19 protein-coding genes and 1 tRNA gene are annotated in these 15,212 nt (G+C 66.7%); 13 read left to right on the forward strand and 7 right to left on the reverse strand.

What is annotated here, in order from left to right:
- The first annotated feature begins 100 nt into the window (after positions 1–100).
- The 6 genes from rpmF to MSP7336_RS10565 all read left to right on the forward strand — a co-directional run bounded on the left by rpmF (position 101) and on the right by MSP7336_RS10565 (position 5,183).
- Positions 101–274: a 50S ribosomal protein L32 gene (gene rpmF, locus MSP7336_RS10540; protein ID WP_069396149.1), complete on the forward strand. Its 174-nt coding sequence runs from the start codon at positions 101–103 to the stop codon at positions 272–274.
- 99 nt (positions 275–373) lie between these two features.
- Positions 374–1,060: a response regulator transcription factor gene (locus MSP7336_RS10545; protein WP_069396148.1), complete on the forward strand. Its 687-nt coding sequence runs from the start codon at positions 374–376 to the stop codon at positions 1,058–1,060.
- On the forward strand, positions 1,060–2,556 hold the full coding sequence (locus tag MSP7336_RS10550) for a HAMP domain-containing sensor histidine kinase (protein ID WP_113963663.1): 1,497 nt from the start codon (positions 1,060–1,062) through the stop codon (positions 2,554–2,556). The genes MSP7336_RS10545 and MSP7336_RS10550 overlap by 1 nt, the downstream gene beginning before the upstream one ends.
- Positions 2,557–2,607: 51 nt before the next feature.
- The gene (locus tag MSP7336_RS10555) at positions 2,608–3,975 is read left to right on the forward strand and encodes a S1C family serine protease (protein WP_113963664.1); all 1,368 of its coding nucleotides are present in this window, start codon (positions 2,608–2,610) and stop codon (positions 3,973–3,975) included.
- Positions 3,975–4,520: a MogA/MoaB family molybdenum cofactor biosynthesis protein gene (locus MSP7336_RS10560; protein WP_084226440.1), complete on the forward strand. Its 546-nt coding sequence runs from the start codon at positions 3,975–3,977 to the stop codon at positions 4,518–4,520. The genes MSP7336_RS10555 and MSP7336_RS10560 overlap by 1 nt, the downstream gene beginning before the upstream one ends.
- A 237-nt stretch (positions 4,521–4,757) precedes the next feature.
- Complete coding sequence (locus MSP7336_RS10565) at positions 4,758–5,183, forward strand: large conductance mechanosensitive channel protein MscL (protein ID WP_069396144.1); 426 nt, start codon at positions 4,758–4,760, stop codon at positions 5,181–5,183.
- 4 nt (positions 5,184–5,187) lie between these two features.
- On the opposite strand, the gene MSP7336_RS10570 is transcribed toward MSP7336_RS10565, so the two are convergent.
- From MSP7336_RS10570 to MSP7336_RS10580, 3 genes are all read right to left on the reverse strand, one after another.
- Positions 5,188–5,835 carry an SAF domain-containing protein gene (locus MSP7336_RS10570; protein ID WP_113963665.1) on the reverse strand — a complete coding sequence of 216 codons (648 nt, stop codon included), beginning with the start codon at positions 5,833–5,835 and terminating at the stop codon, positions 5,188–5,190.
- 66 nt (positions 5,836–5,901) lie between these two features.
- On the reverse strand, positions 5,902–6,216 hold the full coding sequence (locus tag MSP7336_RS10575) for an FmdB family zinc ribbon protein (RefSeq protein ID WP_069396142.1): 315 nt from the start codon (positions 6,214–6,216) through the stop codon (positions 5,902–5,904).
- Between the two features lie 40 nt (positions 6,217–6,256).
- Complete coding sequence (locus MSP7336_RS10580) at positions 6,257–6,883, reverse strand: 5-formyltetrahydrofolate cyclo-ligase (RefSeq protein ID WP_113963666.1); 627 nt, start codon at positions 6,881–6,883, stop codon at positions 6,257–6,259.
- Between the two features lie 64 nt (positions 6,884–6,947).
- Here MSP7336_RS10580 and MSP7336_RS10585 point away from each other — a divergent pair, with 64 nt between their 5' ends.
- From MSP7336_RS10585 to MSP7336_RS10605, 5 genes are all read left to right on the forward strand, one after another.
- Positions 6,948–7,883, forward strand: a complete 936-nt coding sequence (locus tag MSP7336_RS10585) for a UTP--glucose-1-phosphate uridylyltransferase (protein WP_069396140.1) — start codon at positions 6,948–6,950, stop codon at positions 7,881–7,883.
- A 42-nt stretch (positions 7,884–7,925) separates the two neighbouring features.
- Complete coding sequence (gene glp, locus MSP7336_RS10590) at positions 7,926–9,191, forward strand: molybdotransferase-like divisome protein Glp (protein ID WP_069396139.1); 1,266 nt, start codon at positions 7,926–7,928, stop codon at positions 9,189–9,191.
- A 22-nt stretch (positions 9,192–9,213) separates the two neighbouring features.
- Positions 9,214–9,867, forward strand: coding sequence for a GNAT family N-acetyltransferase (locus MSP7336_RS10595; protein ID WP_069396138.1), 654 nt, complete (start codon positions 9,214–9,216; stop codon positions 9,865–9,867).
- A 168-nt stretch (positions 9,868–10,035) separates the two neighbouring features.
- Positions 10,036–10,998, forward strand: a complete 963-nt coding sequence (gene sepX, locus MSP7336_RS10600; protein WP_113964866.1) for a divisome protein SepX/GlpR — start codon at positions 10,036–10,038, stop codon at positions 10,996–10,998.
- Between the two features lie 101 nt (positions 10,999–11,099).
- A tRNA-Ala gene (locus MSP7336_RS10605) sits at positions 11,100–11,172 on the forward strand.
- A gap of 27 nt (positions 11,173–11,199) precedes the next feature.
- Here the strand turns inward: MSP7336_RS10605 and MSP7336_RS10610 are convergent.
- From MSP7336_RS10610 to MSP7336_RS10625, 4 genes are read right to left on the reverse strand one after another with little or no spacing between them, the layout of a single operon-like run.
- Positions 11,200–11,826: a maleylpyruvate isomerase family mycothiol-dependent enzyme gene (locus MSP7336_RS10610; protein ID WP_181786693.1), complete on the reverse strand. Its 627-nt coding sequence runs from the start codon at positions 11,824–11,826 to the stop codon at positions 11,200–11,202.
- Entirely contained in the window at positions 11,823–12,311 is a 489-nt protein-coding gene (locus tag MSP7336_RS10615; RefSeq protein WP_113963668.1) for an SRPBCC family protein, read from the reverse strand. Before MSP7336_RS10615 ends, MSP7336_RS10610 begins: the two co-directional genes overlap by 4 nt.
- Entirely contained in the window at positions 12,308–12,628 is a 321-nt protein-coding gene (locus MSP7336_RS10620; protein ID WP_069396135.1) for an ArsR/SmtB family transcription factor, read from the reverse strand. Before MSP7336_RS10620 ends, MSP7336_RS10615 begins: the two co-directional genes overlap by 4 nt.
- A gap of 47 nt (positions 12,629–12,675) precedes the next feature.
- Positions 12,676–13,431, reverse strand: coding sequence for a class I SAM-dependent methyltransferase (locus MSP7336_RS10625; RefSeq protein WP_069396134.1), 756 nt, complete (start codon positions 13,429–13,431; stop codon positions 12,676–12,678).
- A gap of 140 nt (positions 13,432–13,571) precedes the next feature.
- On the opposite strand from MSP7336_RS10625, the gene MSP7336_RS10630 reads away from it, so the two are divergent.
- Both MSP7336_RS10630 and MSP7336_RS10635 read left to right on the forward strand, forming a co-directional pair.
- On the forward strand, positions 13,572–14,525 hold the full coding sequence (locus tag MSP7336_RS10630) for a GNAT family N-acetyltransferase (RefSeq protein WP_069396193.1): 954 nt from the start codon (positions 13,572–13,574) through the stop codon (positions 14,523–14,525).
- A gap of 11 nt (positions 14,526–14,536) precedes the next feature.
- Positions 14,537–15,193, forward strand: a complete 657-nt coding sequence (locus MSP7336_RS10635) for a DUF5642 family protein (protein WP_069396133.1) — start codon at positions 14,537–14,539, stop codon at positions 15,191–15,193.
- The last annotated feature ends 19 nt before the right edge of the window (positions 15,194–15,212 follow it).

Genomic DNA, 15,212 nt, shown 5'->3' on the forward strand with positions numbered 1-15,212 from the left:
CCCGATTTTGGAGCCGGCAGATCACCGACTATTCTGTGAACCAACTTGTCGCCGTCGACCTCTACCGCGGCGGCCCCCCTACCAGGAGTAAGGCTCGATTATGGCTGTGCCCAAGCGCAGGATGTCGCGCGCGAACACCCGCAGTCGGCGCGCGCAGTGGAAGGCCGCCAAGCCCGAACTGGTGGGCGTGACGGTGGCCGGGCAGCGGCACAAGGTGCCGCGCCGGTTGCTCAAAGCGGCCCGGCTGGGTCTCATCGACTTCGACCGACGCTGAGCCGACCCGCCCGCCCGAGCGTGGGCATCGTGGCTGGTCACCAAGGCTCTACTGGGTATTTCTTAGGTAACTCTCAGGCGATTAGACGAGACTGTACTCGTGCGAATTCTTGTCGTTGACGACGATCGTGCGGTGCGGGACTCGCTGCGCCGCTCGCTGTCTTTCAATGGGTACTCGGTGGCGTTGGCCCAGGACGGCGTCGAGGCGCTGGAGATGATCAGCATCGACCGGCCCGACGCCCTGGTCCTGGACGTCATGATGCCCAAGCTGGACGGTCTGGAAGTGTGCCGCCAGCTGCGCAGCACCGGCGATGACCTGCCGATTCTGGTGTTGACTGCGCGCGATGCGATCTCCGAGCGGGTGGCCGGCCTGGACGCCGGCGCCGACGACTATCTGCCCAAGCCGTTCGCGCTTGAAGAGCTGTTGGCCCGGCTGCGGGCGTTGTTGCGCCGCACCCAGCCCGAAGACAACGGCGAGTCGGTGGCCATGACTTTCGCCGACCTCACCTTGGACCCGTTGACCCGGGAAGTCACCCGTGGCCAACGTCAGATCAGCCTGACGCGCACCGAATTCGCGCTGCTGGAAATGCTGATCGCCAACCCACGGCGAGTGCTGTCCCGCAGCCGCATCCTCGAAGAGGTGTGGGGATTCGATTTCCCCACCTCGGGCAATGCGCTTGAGGTGTACGTCGGGTATCTGCGCCGCAAGACCGAAGCCGAAGGAGAGCCGCGGCTGATCCACACCGTGCGCGGAGTGGGTTACGTGCTCCGCGAAACTCCTCCCTAATGTCCTGGCTGCGCATGCGGCGTCGAGCTCCACTGCGGGCGACCACGTCGTTGTCGCTGCGGTGGCGGGTGATGCTGCTGGCGATGTCCATGGTCGCGATGGTCGTCGTGCTGATGTCCGTCGCTGTGTACGCGGTGGTTTCGGCGGCGCTGTACAAGGACATCGACAACCAGCTGCAAAGCAGGGCACAGCTGCTGATCGCGAGCGGATCGTTGGCGGCCGATCCCGGCAAAGCCATCGAGGGCACCGCGTATTCGGACGTCAACGCGATGCTGATCAACCCCGGCCGGTTCGTTTACACCGCCAACCAGACCGGACAGCGGTTGCCGGTCGGCCAGCAGGAAAAGGCGGTCATCCGCGGAGAGTTGTTCATGTCGCGGCGTACCGCCAACGGCCAGCGCGTGCTGGCCATTCATTTGCCCAACGGCAGCTCGCTGCTGCTCTCCAAGAGCCTGGAGCCCACCGACGCGGTGATGACGAAACTGCGCTGGGTGCTTTTGGCCGTCGGCGGGGTCGGTGTGGTGGTGGCCGCAGTGGCCGGCGGGATGGTCACCCGAGCCGGGCTGCGCCCGGTGGCCAAACTCACCGAAGCGGCCGAGCACGTGGCGCGCACCGACGACCTTCGGCCCATCCCGGTGACCGGCAGCGACGAGCTGGCCCGCCTCACCGAGGCCTTCAATTTGATGCTGCGCGCACTGGCCGACTCACGGGAGCGGCAGGCCCGGTTGGTCGCCGACGCCGGGCACGAACTTAAAACCCCGCTGACATCGCTGCGCACCAATGTCGAACTGCTGATGGCCTCGTCGGCCCCGGGGGCGCCGCCGATACCCGAGCAGGAAATGAATGATCTGCGCGCCGACGTGATCGGGCAGATCGAAGAATTGTCCACGCTGGTGGGTGATCTGGTGGACCTCACCCGAGAGGACGCCGCCGAGGTAGTGCACGAGCCGGTCGACATGTCCGAGGTGATCGATCGCTGCCTGGAGCGGGTCCGCCGCCGCCGCAACGACGTGGAGTTCGACGTTCAGGTGATTCCGTGGATGGTCTACGGCGACGCCGCCGGCTTGTCGCGAGCGGTGCTGAACCTGCTGGACAACGCGGCCAAGTGGAGCCCGTCGGGCGAGACTGTCCGGGTCCGCATGACCCAGCTCGATCCGGCCCACACCGAACTGGTGGTCTCCGATTATGGGCCCGGCATCTCCCCGCATGAGCGTGAGCTGGTGTTCGAACGCTTCTTCCGCTCGACGGCGGCGCGGGCGATGCCCGGGTCGGGACTAGGGCTCGCGATCGTCAAACAGGTGGTGCTCAATCACGGTGGTGCCCTTCGCGTTGAAGACACCGTGCCCGGAGGCCAGCCGCCGGGCACGTCGATGTACGTATTGCTGCCCGGACAGCTTGCGCCGCAGGCCGATGTTAGCGATGCGGAAAAACCGGGAAACTCCTCAGCAGCGACGAACGTTATCTCAGAGGAATCTCAGTCCACGCAGGCAAGGTAGTTTGCGATCACTGCCCCGCCAGCACGTTGCACAGGAAGAGCGATTTAGCGTATGACGAATCACCCGCGGTATTCGCCACCGCCGCAGCAGGCCGGATACCGTCCGGGGTCTGATCAGCCTGGCGCGCCGGGCTATTCCGAGCAGGGCAGCCAGCCCGCGTATGCCCAGCAGTTCGACTGGCGCTACGCGCAGCAGCCGGGATACCGGCAGCCGTTCGCCCCGTACGGTAGCGGCCAGCCCACCCCGGCCGGTTCAGGTGCGCTTGCTGCGCCCCAAAAGCGTTCTCGAGCAGGCTTATTGACGGCAGGCGCGCTGGCGATTGCCGTCGTCTCGGCCGGTATCGGCGGGGCCGCGGCGTCGGTGGTTCAGCACAGCGCCCAGCCCGTCAGTCATTTGCCCACCAGGACCGCCAACGGGCCGGCGCCGAGCATCCCGGCCGCCAATGTGCCCGGCGGAACCGTCGAGCAGGTGGCCGCCAAGGTGGTGCCCAGCGTCGTGATGCTCGAGACGGATTTGGGCAGGCAGTCCGAGGAGGGTTCGGGCATCGTCTTGTCGTCTGACGGGCTGATCCTGACCAACAACCACGTTGTCGCGGCCGCCGCCGGCGGGGACCGTGGTGGTCCGCCGCCCGGTCTGTTCCCCGGGGCCGGCGGGGAGCCGAAGACCACCGTGACCTTTTCCGACGGGCGTACCGCGTCGTTCACCGTGGTCGGAACCGACCCCACCACCGACATTGCGGTGGTGCGGGCCGAGGGGGTGTCCGGACTGACCCCGATCAGCCTGGGCTCCTCGGCGAATCTGGTCGTCGGCCAGCCGGTGGTCGCAGTCGGATCGCCGCTGGGCCTGCAGGGAACCGTGACCACTGGCATTGTCAGTGCGCTCAACCGCCCGGTGTCCACGACCGGGGATACCGGCAACCAGAACACCGTGCTCGACGCCATCCAGACCGACGCCGCGATCAACCCGGGTAACTCCGGCGGCGCGCTGGTCAACATGAACGGCGATTTGATCGGCGTCAACTCGGCCATCGCCACGCTCGGCGGTGATTCCACCGACAGCCAGAGCGGCTCGATCGGGCTCGGCTTCGCAATCCCCATCGACCAGGCCAAGCGCATCGCCGACGAACTGATCAGCAATGGGACGGCCTCACATGCCTCGCTGGGCGTCCAGGTCACCAGCGACAAGGCAGCGCACGGGGCCAAGGTCGTCGACGTCGTTCCGGGCGGCGCGGCGGCCGGCGCCGGATTGCCCAGCGGTGTGGTGGTCACCAAGGTCAACGATCGCACGATCAACAGCGCCGATGGTCTGGTCGCGGCGGTGCGGTCCAAGGCACCCGGGGAGAAGATCACGCTGACCTACCTTGAGCCGTCAGGCGAGAGCCGCACGATTCAGGTCACGCTCGGAAAGGCGGAACAGTGATGAGAGACGCCGGATCCGCGTCGGACCGCAGATATACCGTTGCAACCATGGAACAGCGTGCGGACTTGGTCGGCAGGGCACTGGTCGTGGTTGTCGACGATCGCACCGCTCACGGTGACGAAGAGGACCACAGCGGGCCTCTGGTCACCGAGCTGCTCACCGAGGCGGGTTTCCTCGTCGACGGGGTCGTGGTCGTCGCCGCCGACGAGGTGGAGATCCGCAATGCGCTGAACACCGCGGTGATCGGCGGGGTGGATCTGGTGGTGTCGGTGGGCGGCACGGGCGTGACGCCTCGCGATGTCACGCCGGAAGCCACCCGAGACATTCTCGATCGCGAAATCCTCGGTATCGCTGAGGCATTGCGCGCATCGGCGTTGTCTGCCGGCATTGTCGACGCCGGATTGTCGCGTGGTCTGGCCGGAATCTCCGGCAGCACGCTGGTGGTCAACCTCGCCGGGTCACGCTATGCGGTGCGCGACGGCATGGCGACGCTGAATCCGCTGGCGGCCCACATCATCGGACAGCTTTCGAGTCTGGAAATTTGACCGACCGCGAAGACGATCGCGAGGTCGAACGCGACCTCGACGAGCATGAGCGATGGCTCCGGGAGAACCAGCCACCGCATCACTTGTGAGCGCGCTCTGCGGCCGTCAGTCACGATGCGGTCAAACCTCGGTGACTAATTGCTCTTAAAACCCGCGCAGGGTTCCCAACCGGCATAGCGTCTTTTTCGGGCGGCGCCGCGTCGCTCGCACGATTCCTGTGACGGGAGGTTGGCTCGCGTGATAAAGGGGTTCAGAGATTTCGTCATGCGCGGTGACGTGATCACCGTGGCCGTCGGCCTGGTTGTGGCCTTGGCATTCTCGAATCTGGTCGAGGCATTCACCAACAATGTGATCAACCCGCTTGTCGCGGCCGCACAGCCGGGTACGAAGTTGGGTTTGGGCTGGCAGCTCGGCGACGCAGGCAACAAGGCGACCTTTTTGGACATCGGGTCGTTTATCGGGGCCATCATCTACTTCTTGGTCTTCATGGCCACCGTCTACGTCGCGATTGTGGTGCCCTACCGGCACATTCAGAAACGCCGCGGCGTCACCGTTTTCGGTGAGGAGCCGGCGACAAAGGCCTGCCCGCAATGCATGTCCGACATCCCTGAGGCCGCGCAGAAGTGCAAGTACTGCGCCAGCGAGCAGCCGGCAGCCGCCTGACAACCTAGTGCAAGGTGAGGGTGATGCGCTGAGCCAGCGCCGCGCCGGCCAGGGCGGTCGCCGCGGCCGACGGTAGGGCTACCAGCACCACCCGGTCGTCGGCTTGCATTTTCGGCTTCGCCGAGACCAGCACGACGACGGCATTGCTCGCGACGATCCGGGGATCGGCATGGCTGTCGGCCTCCGGAGCGGCGATCACGTCGACGACATCCCCGGCGCGCACCATGTCGATCAGCGCGCTGTCGACCGGGTGCAGCGGCACGATCCGCGCGCCGGGCCCGGCGCTCGACTCGGCCAGCCGGCTGCTCAGCAGGCGCACGTCGGTGAGTATTTCGCCCCGCCGCGCCGGGCCGGTCAGCGTCGCGCCGACCACGCTGTCGAGGTCGGCTTGGGAGCCGTCGGGAATGCTTGCTGCCAAACGTCTTTCGAGTCGAACATCGTCGGCCGTCAACGCGGCGCCCGGGTGTAGGTCGCGGGTGGCGACAACCACCTCGGCGTGATCACCGCCGGGATCGGACCGAAACGCCGCAACGCCGGCGAGCACCACCAGTGTGGCGGCGGCAACTCGTCGGGCCAGCACCGTTCGGGTCCAGTCCGGGCGCAGCCACTGCGAGATCCGGGTCAGCGCCGACGGATTCAGCGAATCGCCCACGCGGCAACGCTAAGCGTGGGCAATGCCGGGCGCGATCGTCCAGGACGACCGCTTGTGGATAACCCGCTAGCTAGCTGCGGCTGATTTCGCGGACTCCGATGTCGACGAGGCCTTCTCCGAAGAGCCGGATGTATCCGACGAGCTGGACTTTTCACCGGTCGACGACTCACTCTTGGCGGAGCCGTTCGTCGAGCTCTTGCTGGATTCGCGGCTGTCGGTGCGGTAGAAGCCGCTGCCTTTGAAGACCACGCCCACGGAGCCGAACAGTTTGCGCAATCGGCCCGCGCAGCGCTCGCAGGTGGTCAAAGCGTCGTCGGTGAAGGCCTGGACCACGTCGAAGCGGTTGCCGCACGCAGTGCACGCATAGCTGTAGGTCGGCACAGAAACCTCCGGATGTCGCGTTCGTTAGCACTCTACCGTGTTAAGTGCTAGAACCGCCATTTCCGTCGCCCGATTCCCGGGTGGCGTCGAGGGCGATGAGCCCGGCTTTCGGGGTGAGCGCGTGGCTCATCCGCACGTCATGCGGCTCGCAGGGCAGCTCATCGAGGACTTCCGCGTCGCGGACCACCGCGACCAGACGGGCCTGTGCGTCGCGATATACCAGAGACCGGTCATAGAACCCGCGGCCACGGCCCAGCCGCACGCCGAACCGGTCGACGGCCAACGCGGGCACCAGCACCAGGTGAGCTTCGGCCAGCGCCGTGGGCGGCAGCCAAGGCTCGGCGGGCTCGAGCAGGCCGAACCGCGCGGTCACCAGCCGGCCGGGCCGGTATTCGCCCCACTGCAACGGCAGCGGGGTGTCGTCGCCGCGGGTTCGCGCGACCGGCAGCAGCACCCGTGCCGCCCGCCCCAGCAGCGCGTCCAGCATTTCGATCGACCCCGGTTCGGCGCCCACCGGAACGAAGGCGCAGACCGTGCCGCCGGCCTCGACAATGCCGGCGACATGACCGGCCAGTGCGCGGGCATCGGCCGCGCGGATGTCGTCGGCGACCGAACGCCGGGCTGCCAGCAGTTGATCTCGCAAAGCGGCTTTGCCCGCGGTCGCCACGAGCTCAACGATGACAGCAAGGCCACGCGCGCCGCCACTTCGACGCACGGTTATCGTGTGAACGATGTCACGTGCACCGTCTCGAGTTCCGCGTACGGCCATTGTTCCCGCCGCGGGCCTGGGCACTCGCTTCCTGCCCGCCACCAAGACAGTGCCCAAAGAGCTGCTACCGGTCGTCGACACCCCGGGCATCGAGCTGGTGGCCGAAGAGGCCGCCGACGCCGGCGCGGAGCGGCTGGTGATCGTCACTTCGGAGGGTAAGGACGGCGTCGTCGCGCATTTCGTCGAAGACCTGGTCCTCGAGGGCACGCTGGAGGCGCGCGGCAAGAAAGCGATGCTGGCCAAGGTGCGCCGGGCGCCGCAACTGATCAAGGTCGAGTCCGTGGTGCAGGCCGAGCCGCTCGGGCTGGGCCACGCGATCGGGTGCGTCGAGCCGGTGCTGTCCGAGGACGAGGATGCGGTGTCGGTGCTGTTGCCCGACGACCTCGTGTTGCCCACCGGGGTGCTGGAAACCATGTCGGCGGTGCGGGCGCAGCTCGGCGGCAGCGTGCTGTGTGCCATCGAGGTCAGTCCCGAAGAGATCAGCGCCTACGGCGTTTTCGACGTCGAGCCCGTTCCCGACGCGGACAGCCCGGACGTGCTGAAGGTCAAGGGCATGGTCGAAAAGCCCAAGCCGGCCGATGCTCCGTCGCGGTATGCGGCGGCCGGGCGCTACGTGCTCGACCGCGCGATCTTCGACGCGTTGCGCCGCATCGACCGCGGCGCCGGTGGTGAAGTCCAGCTCACCGACGCGATCGCGCTGTTGATCGCCGAAGGACATCCGGTGCATGTTGTCGTGCATCGAGGCTCTCGACACGACCTGGGAAATCCCGGGGGATACCTCAAAGCTGCGGTTGACTTTGCCTTGAACCGGGACGACTACGGCCCGGAGTTGCGGCAATGGTTGGTGGCGCGATTGGGCCTCAGCGAGAACGCGGCGGGTCGGGGCGCAAAGAACTAGCAAGCGCGCGCCCGGCACCACTGAAGAGCAGAAAGGCGCGTCGTGCGATCGGTGGAGGAGCAGCAAGCTCGGGTGACGGCCGCCGCGGTGGCGCCGCGGCCGGTGCGTGTCGCGATCGCCGAAGCGCAGGGGCTGATGTGCGCCGAAGAAGTAGTCACCGAGCGTCCGCTGCCCGGATTCGACCAGGCCGCCATCGACGGCTATGCGGTGCGCAGTGTCGACGTGCTCGGCGTCGGCGATTCCGACGACTCCGAGGATCACGGCGACGGCGGCGACGGCGTGGTGCTGCCGGTGATGGGAACCATCGAAGCCGGGACGCGCACGCCCAGCCGGTTGCAGCCGCGCCAGGCCGCCCGGGTGCAGACCGGCGCACCCTTGCCGACACTGGCCGACGCCGTTTTGCCGTTGCGGTGGACCGACGGCGGACAATCCCGGGTTCGGGTGCTGCGTGGCGTGCGCTCGGGCGCGTATGTGCGACGCACCGGCGACGACGTGCAACCCGGCGACGTGGCGGTACGCGCCGGCACGATCATCGGCCCCGCCCAGGTCGGGTTGCTGGCAGCCGTCGGCCGGGAACGAGTGCTGGTACACCCGCGGCCACGGCTGTCGGTGATGGCCGTCGGCGGTGAGCTGGTTGACATTTCGCGCACACCCGGCAACGGACAGGTCTACGACGTCAATTCCTACGCGCTGGCGGCGGCCGGCCGGGATGCCGGCGCGGAGGTGAACCGCGTCGGGATCGTCAGCAACGATCCCAAAGAGCTGGGCGAAATCGTTGAGGGCCAAATCAATCGGGCCGAAATTGTGGTCATCGCCGGCGCGGTCGGGGGTGCGGCCGCCGAGGCGGTGCGCGCAGTGCTCGCCGAGCTCGGCGAGATGGAGGTCACCCGGGTCGCCATGCATCCGGGGTCGGTGCAGGGTTTCGGCCAGCTGGGCCGCGAGGGAGTCCCGACATTTCTGCTGCCCGCCAACCCGGTCAGCGCGCTGGTCGTCTTCGAGGTGATGGTGCGACCGCTGATCAGGTTATCGCTGGGCAAGCGGCAGCCGATGCGACGGGTGGTGCAAGCACGCACGCTGTCGCCGATCACCTCGGTGCCCGGGCGCCGGGGATACCTGCGCGGTCAGCTGATGCGCGATCAGGAGACCGGCGAGTACCTGGTGCAGGCGCTCGGCGGTGCTCCCGGCGCGTCCTCGCACTTGCTGGCGACGCTGGCGGAGGCAAACTGTCTGATTATGGTTCCCAGCGAGGCAGAGCAGATCCGCACCGGCGAGATCGTCGATGTCGCGTTCCTGGCCCAGCGTGGTTGAACGATCCCGGCGGCGCAATCTCGTGAACCTGTGGCGGTCCAGCTCTCAGCATCCGGGATGGCCGCTGAAGGTCGGCCCGTTGCGGGTGCCGGCCGGGGTGGTCCGGTTGCGCCCGGTACGGATGCGCGACGCGGCGCAGTGGAGCCGCATCCGCTTGGCCGATCGGCGTCATCTGGAGCCATGGGAGCCCAGCACAGACTCGGATTGGACTGTGCGTCATACCGTTTCGGCGTGGCCGGCGGTGTGCTCGAGCCTGCGGTCCGAAGCGCGCAAGGGACGCATGCTGCCGTATGTCATCGAGCTGGACGGACAGTTCTGCGGGCAGCTGACAATCGGCAACGTGACCCACGGCGCGCTGCGATCGGCCTGGATCGGGTACTGGGTGTCCAGCTCGGTGACCGGGGGCGGGGTGGCCACCGCGGCGTTGGCGCTCGGCCTCGACCATTGCTTCGGCCCGGTCATGCTGCACCGGGTGGAGGCCACCGTGCGTCCGGAGAACGCGGCGAGCCGGGCCGTGCTGGCAAAGGTGGGCTTCCGCGAGGAAGGGCTGCTGCGGCGCTACCTGCAGGTCGACGGGGCCTGGCGCGATCATCTGCTGCTCGCGGTCACCGTTGAAGAGGTGTACGGGTCGGCGGCGTCGGCCCTGGTGCGCGACGGGCACGCCAGCTGGGTGTAGCCGCCCGTGAATCACCCGGGATAACGCGGAAAATCTTTGCCGTCGTTTGTTACTGATGTGGCATTTGTGACTGTTGGTGCTTGTAACCAGCGAATTACAGGTGTGTAATTGTCATCGGTACGCCTTCACCAGGGCGTGTTTGTGCGGCGGGGAAAGGAGCGGCCCACCATGCCAAGCATCCCGCAATCGATACTGTGGATCTCCCTCGTGGTGCTCTGGCTATTCGTGCTGGTGCCGATGCTGGTCAGCAAGCGTGATGCGGTGCGCCGGACCAGCGACGTGGCGTTGGCGACCCGCGTGCTCAACAGCGGCGCCGCGGCCCGGCTGCTCCGCCGCGGCGGTCCGGCGGCGGGCCATCGCAGCGATCCGAACTGGCAGCCCGAGGAAAACGAGTTCGAAGACCTTCGTGAGGACCTCGACGAGGACACCGAGGCGCTGCCGACGCCCGGGGCGGACGTGGCGGTTGCGGCGGCCGAGGACGCCGAACCCGAGCCGCAGTACCTGGATGTCGATGTGATCGAGGAGAACGCCGCTGCGCTTCCGCCGGGTGAGGAAGCGAACCCCGAAGACCCTGAAGACCCTGAAGACTCTGAAGACGAGGACCAACCCACTGCCGAAGACGACGAATACGAGTACGTCGAGGACACTTCCGGCATACCGATCGCCGAAGAAGATCCAGCGCCGGCCGTTATGCGACGGCGCGGCTACAGCGCCAGGACGGCCGCCGCGGTCAGCGCCCGCAAATACGCATTCCGTAAGCGGGTGCTGATGGCGATGGCACTGGTGCTGGCAGGCTCGGCCGCGGCGGCGTTCGTATTGTCGCCATCGGCCTGGTGGGTCTGCGGAGCCACCGGCGCCCTCACGGTGCTGTACCTGGGCTACCTGCGTCGGCAGACCCGGATCGAGGCGCGGGTGCGCCGGCGCCGCATGCAGCGGATGGCCCGCGCGCGGCTCGGTGTGGAGAGCACCCTCGACCGCGAGTTCGACGTGGTCCCCGCGCGGTTGCGCCGCCCGGGAGCGGTCGTGCTGGAGATCGATGACGAGGACCCGATTTTCGAGCATCTCGACTATGCGCCGTACGCGGAGCAATACGGCTGGCACCGCGACCTGCCCAGGGCGGTCGGCCAGTAACGGGTTCGGCTTCGCTGAGCACGGCTGGTAACCTGCTAGCGATAAGTGGCGATAGCAAGCGCGGCGAAGCCGGGCGCAGCGGGTCGCCACCATCAAATTAAGGGGCTATGGCGCAGTTGGTAGCGCGACTCGTTCGCATCGAGTAGGTCAGGGGTTCGAATCCCCTTAGCTCCACAGAGTTTGAGCAGGTCAGGGCGGCGGCTATAAGCGACTAGCCAACTTTTGTGTCCCCGGCCCGGACAAGTCGCGCAGCGCTGCGCCCCTGCCGGTCATCGCCATCAAGAGTGCCTCTCCGGTGCCAACCACCTCGGGGCCGTCTCCATGTTGCCAATCGACATCGGTGGCACGAAGGCGTAACCCCCTGATACGTCGCCCCGCACCCAGCCGCGGATTCCTAGGCACCAGAGGCAGAATACGTTCCAGGCGCTCGGCCGGCGCGATGCGCGGATAGCCGAGTGCCCGCCTGATGTCTTGGTGATGGACAGTCGCGTCGACGAGCGCGATCATGCCGCCGAAAGCGGCGGTAAGCCCTTTCGGATGAAGGTGGTTGCGAAGGAACTCCAGCAACTCGTCGGGAGATCTTTGCGCGAACTTCCGAACGCCTACTTGGTTGGCGTGGACCACCAGACCTTTCGCGAAGCGCCCGATCAACGCAAACCGCGACAACTCTTCATAGCTCACGACGTGCGCGACAACGTCTTTCACCGTCCATTTTTCGCAGAGCGTCGGCGCATGCCACTCGCGCGGCTCCAAGGATTCAAGGAAATCGGCGAGGTCAACTCGCTCGTCGTATGCCAAGTCCATCAAGGACTTTTCACCCACGATCATCGCGTGATCCCCGCCGTCGCTATCTCGGCGTAGCGGCACAGGTATAACGGCCATCCCGCATCACCGCCGATCCCGTCGGCTACCGCCTGCCAGCCCGCGCCGTGGCGTTCAAGGTGGCGGTGCTCCAACTCCACCCGAGTGCGATCCTCGGCTTCAGCGATGAACCGCACCTCGACTTCGCTTGTCTTGGCCGGATCTGTTTCCAATTGCCATGTCGGTCCGATGTCCCAGGAAAACACCACCCGGTTTGGTGGCTCATACGCGAGAACGCGAGACCACTCGCACCGGCTGCCGTCGATTCCCACGTCGTAGATGTGTCCGCCAACACGCGGCTCAAAGACGGTTTCGGCCACCGGGACTGGCAATAGATTGTGCTCCCGCGGCTTGATCGCATCGAACTGGTCGACGAATATTCTGAACGCTCGCTCGACCCCGGTGTTGACGACGATTTCTTTGCGAACCGGCGGGACTGCCGATGGATTCATTGATCCGGTATCCCTTCATCTGCGATGAGCTTGTAGGCGTCTAATGCCCTGGCCCAGAACACGTCTAGCTCCGACCTCAAGGCCTTCAGGCCCTCCGGATCGACGTGATAGACCCTCCGCGTTCCGACTGCGCGGTCCCCGACCAGGCCGGCGCGCTTGAGCACTTTCAGGTGTTGAGACACGGCTGGTCTGCTCACCGGCAGCCCGTGGGCCAACTCGCCGACGGCCATCGGTCCACCCGCAAGACGCTTGAAAATCGCTCGTCGGGTGCGATCAGCAAGCGCGGCCCATGCATCCGTGCTTTCGTAAGTAGTCACTAACGGTAAGCATACGCTTACGATCCCCGCTTGGATAGCGCGGGTTCTCAGCCCGCCACCGGGTGCGGCTTGGCCGCGCTCAGGAACTGCAACGCCCGCTGGGCCTGCTGTTCGACGTCGACCAGCCCCGCCTCGGTGAACAAGTTGACGAACTCGTCACGGCCGAACATCCGCAACCCGATCACCCGGGCGGTAGCGGACAGGGCCAGCCGGACCGGCGGCTGTTGGCCCGCATAACTGGTGAGAATCGCGATCCGCCCGCCGGGTTTGAGCACGCGCACCATCTCGTGGACGACCCGGAACGGCTCCGGCATCAGATACAGCGCACCAAAACAGCACACCGCGTCGAATGTCTCGTCGCCGAACGGCAGCGCTCGCGCGTCGCCGCGGACGTAGCAGATGCCCGGTCCGCTGTTGTCGTGCACGGCCCGGGTCAGCATCGGCTCAGAGATGTCGAACCCGACGGCCAGGCCGCCGGCGGGAAGTCGCCGTGCCAACTTGCCGGTGAAATTCCCTGGCCCGCAAGCGACATCGAGGAGCCGGCTCGCCGTCGCCAGGTGCAGCGCATCAGCCGCGCGGCGCTGTTCGGCGCCGGTGGTGACGCCGCTGGCGATGTAGAACGAAATCGGGCGCCACAGCCGTTCGTACACGGACGCCACGAGCGGGCTGTTCATCGCCCGCTGCGCGAACGTCGGCACGGGCGCGGCCGTCGACTCGCCCAACACGTCGAGGTAGCCGTGCCGCACCGACGCCGGGCGGTTGAGCAGAGCGCGGGCAGCCTCGAGTGGGTCGCTGGTATGCATCCCCGTAGTCTGTCGCACCCACCCGGCGCATCCTTGCCGTGGCCGAAGCGAAGGCCATAGCCTGGGCAGCATCTGACGGATGGGGAGCGGCTATCACGGTGACCGAACTGGCCAGTTTGCGAGCCGATGAACTCGCCGCGATGGACATCTTCAAGGGATGTCCGCCGGAGGACTTGATGCCGCTGGCCGCCAGCCTGCAGGCACTGCAGGCCGGTGCCGGCCAGGTGCTCATGCAGCAGGGTGAGCAGGCGGTTTCCTTCCTACTCATCTCCTCCGGCGGTGCGGAGATCAAGCACGTGGGCGATGACGGTGTCGTCATCGTCGAGCACGTCGCCGCGGGCACCATCGTCGGCGAAATCGCCCTGCTACGTGACATCCCGCGCACCGCGACCGTCACCACCACCGAACCGTTGACCGGCTGGATCGGCGACAACGACGCGTTCGCCCGGATGGTGCACATCCCGGGCATCATGCAGCGGCTGGTGCGGACGGTCCGTCAGCGGCTGGCCGCGTTCATCACCCCGATCCCGATCCAGACCCGCGACGGCGCCGAATTGCAGCTTCGCCCGGTGTTGCCCGGCGACAGTGAACGGACGTTGCACGGGCACATTCAGTTCTCCAGTGAGACCCTGTACCGACGGTTCATGTCCCCGCGAGTTCCCAGTCCGGCCCTGATGGACTACCTGGCCGAGGTCGACTACGTCGACCACTTTGTGTGGGTGATCACCGAGGCGGACGGCAGCGTGGTCGCGGATGCCCGCTTCGTTCGCGACGACGACGACCGGGCCGTGGCCGAGGTGGCGTTCACCGTCGCCGATGTCTACCAGGGTCGGGGAGTCGGCACCCTTTTGATCGCGGTCCTGTCCGTCGCCGCCCGAGTTGACGGCGTCCAAAGGTTTTCCGCGCGGGTGCTTTCCGACAACCTGGCGATGCGGACCATCCTCGACCGTTACGGGGCGTTCTGGAAACGCGACGACCCCGGGGTCGTCACCACGGTCATTGACGTTCCTGACCCGCGCGATCTGCCTCTCGATGGCGATCTGATCGGCCAGGTCGAACGCGTTGCGCGGCAAGTGATCCGGGCTGTCGGTTAGAACGGCATCGGATGCGGCCCGGGTTGATCGGCGCGATGGCAGTTCTGCTGACCGCCGGCTGCGCCCATGCGCCGGGCGCCGAAACGGCATCCGTGCAGAGCCTCACGATTCACCCCGTCAAGCCCGTGAACATCAAACGGGTCGGCCACGATATGCCGCCCGGCTACGAGGTGACCAACGTTTACGGCGTCGCGGCGCCGCCGGCAGTCTGGGGACTGGGCCCGAACTGGACCGCGGATCCCGCGCACTGCGGGGCGCTTGCCGACCTCGGCGGCGGTCATGGCGAATCTCCGCAAGGGGTCTCAGGATCGGGCAGCGGCGGGACCATCTTCGCGGTCGTCGCGGCGGCGCAGGTGCATTTGGATCCCGTGCTGGTCCTCGATTGCCCGCAATGGACAATGACCAACGGCAGCGCTAACGTCCGCGTGCACCTCGTCGCACCCCCTCAACTCGACGGCGTCGAAACCCTCGGGATGGCCAGCGAAACCATCGCCCCGGTTGAAGGTGGTGGTCAAATCGTCTCTCAGGCAACAACTTTCACTGCATATTTAGGAAGCTATTACGCATTCACCACGCTGGTCACCGACCCCGGGTCGGCGCAACCACCGCTACCGCCTCAACTGGCCGCCGACCTGCTGGTGAAAACAGTGACCGAGTTACGTCGTTGACGGCGGCGCTAGCGTACAT

The organism is Mycobacterium shimoidei (assembly GCF_900417275.1).
In the GTDB taxonomy this organism is placed as follows: domain Bacteria; phylum Actinomycetota; class Actinomycetes; order Mycobacteriales; family Mycobacteriaceae; genus Mycobacterium; species Mycobacterium shimoidei.

What these genes read in the sequence shown, in the direction of transcription:
- MSP7336_RS10585 (WP_069396140.1), top strand. Translation starts at nt 6,948, where the DNA reads ATGTCACGTGCACCGTCTCGAGTTCCGCGTACGGCCATTGTTCCCGCC.
- MSP7336_RS10560 (WP_084226440.1), top strand. Translation starts at nt 3,975, where the DNA reads ATGAGAGACGCCGGATCCGCGTCGGACCGCAGATATACCGTTGCAACC.
- MSP7336_RS10635 (WP_069396133.1), top strand. Translation starts at nt 14,537, where the DNA reads ATGCGGCCCGGGTTGATCGGCGCGATGGCAGTTCTGCTGACCGCCGGC.
- MSP7336_RS10555 (WP_113963664.1), top strand. Translation starts at nt 2,608, where the DNA reads ATGACGAATCACCCGCGGTATTCGCCACCGCCGCAGCAGGCCGGATAC.
- MSP7336_RS10610 (WP_181786693.1), bottom strand. Translation starts at nt 11,826, where the DNA reads ATGATCGTGGGTGAAAAGTCCTTGATGGACTTGGCATACGACGAGCGA.
- sepX (WP_113964866.1), top strand. Translation starts at nt 10,036, where the DNA reads ATGCCAAGCATCCCGCAATCGATACTGTGGATCTCCCTCGTGGTGCTC.
- rpmF (WP_069396149.1), top strand. Translation starts at nt 101, where the DNA reads ATGGCTGTGCCCAAGCGCAGGATGTCGCGCGCGAACACCCGCAGTCGG.
- MSP7336_RS10625 (WP_069396134.1), bottom strand. Translation starts at nt 13,431, where the DNA reads ATGCATACCAGCGACCCACTCGAGGCTGCCCGCGCTCTGCTCAACCGC.
- MSP7336_RS10615 (WP_113963668.1), bottom strand. Translation starts at nt 12,311, where the DNA reads ATGAATCCATCGGCAGTCCCGCCGGTTCGCAAAGAAATCGTCGTCAAC.
- MSP7336_RS10550 (WP_113963663.1), top strand. Translation starts at nt 1,060, where the DNA reads ATGTCCTGGCTGCGCATGCGGCGTCGAGCTCCACTGCGGGCGACCACG.
- MSP7336_RS10630 (WP_069396193.1), top strand. Translation starts at nt 13,572, where the DNA reads ATGGACATCTTCAAGGGATGTCCGCCGGAGGACTTGATGCCGCTGGCC.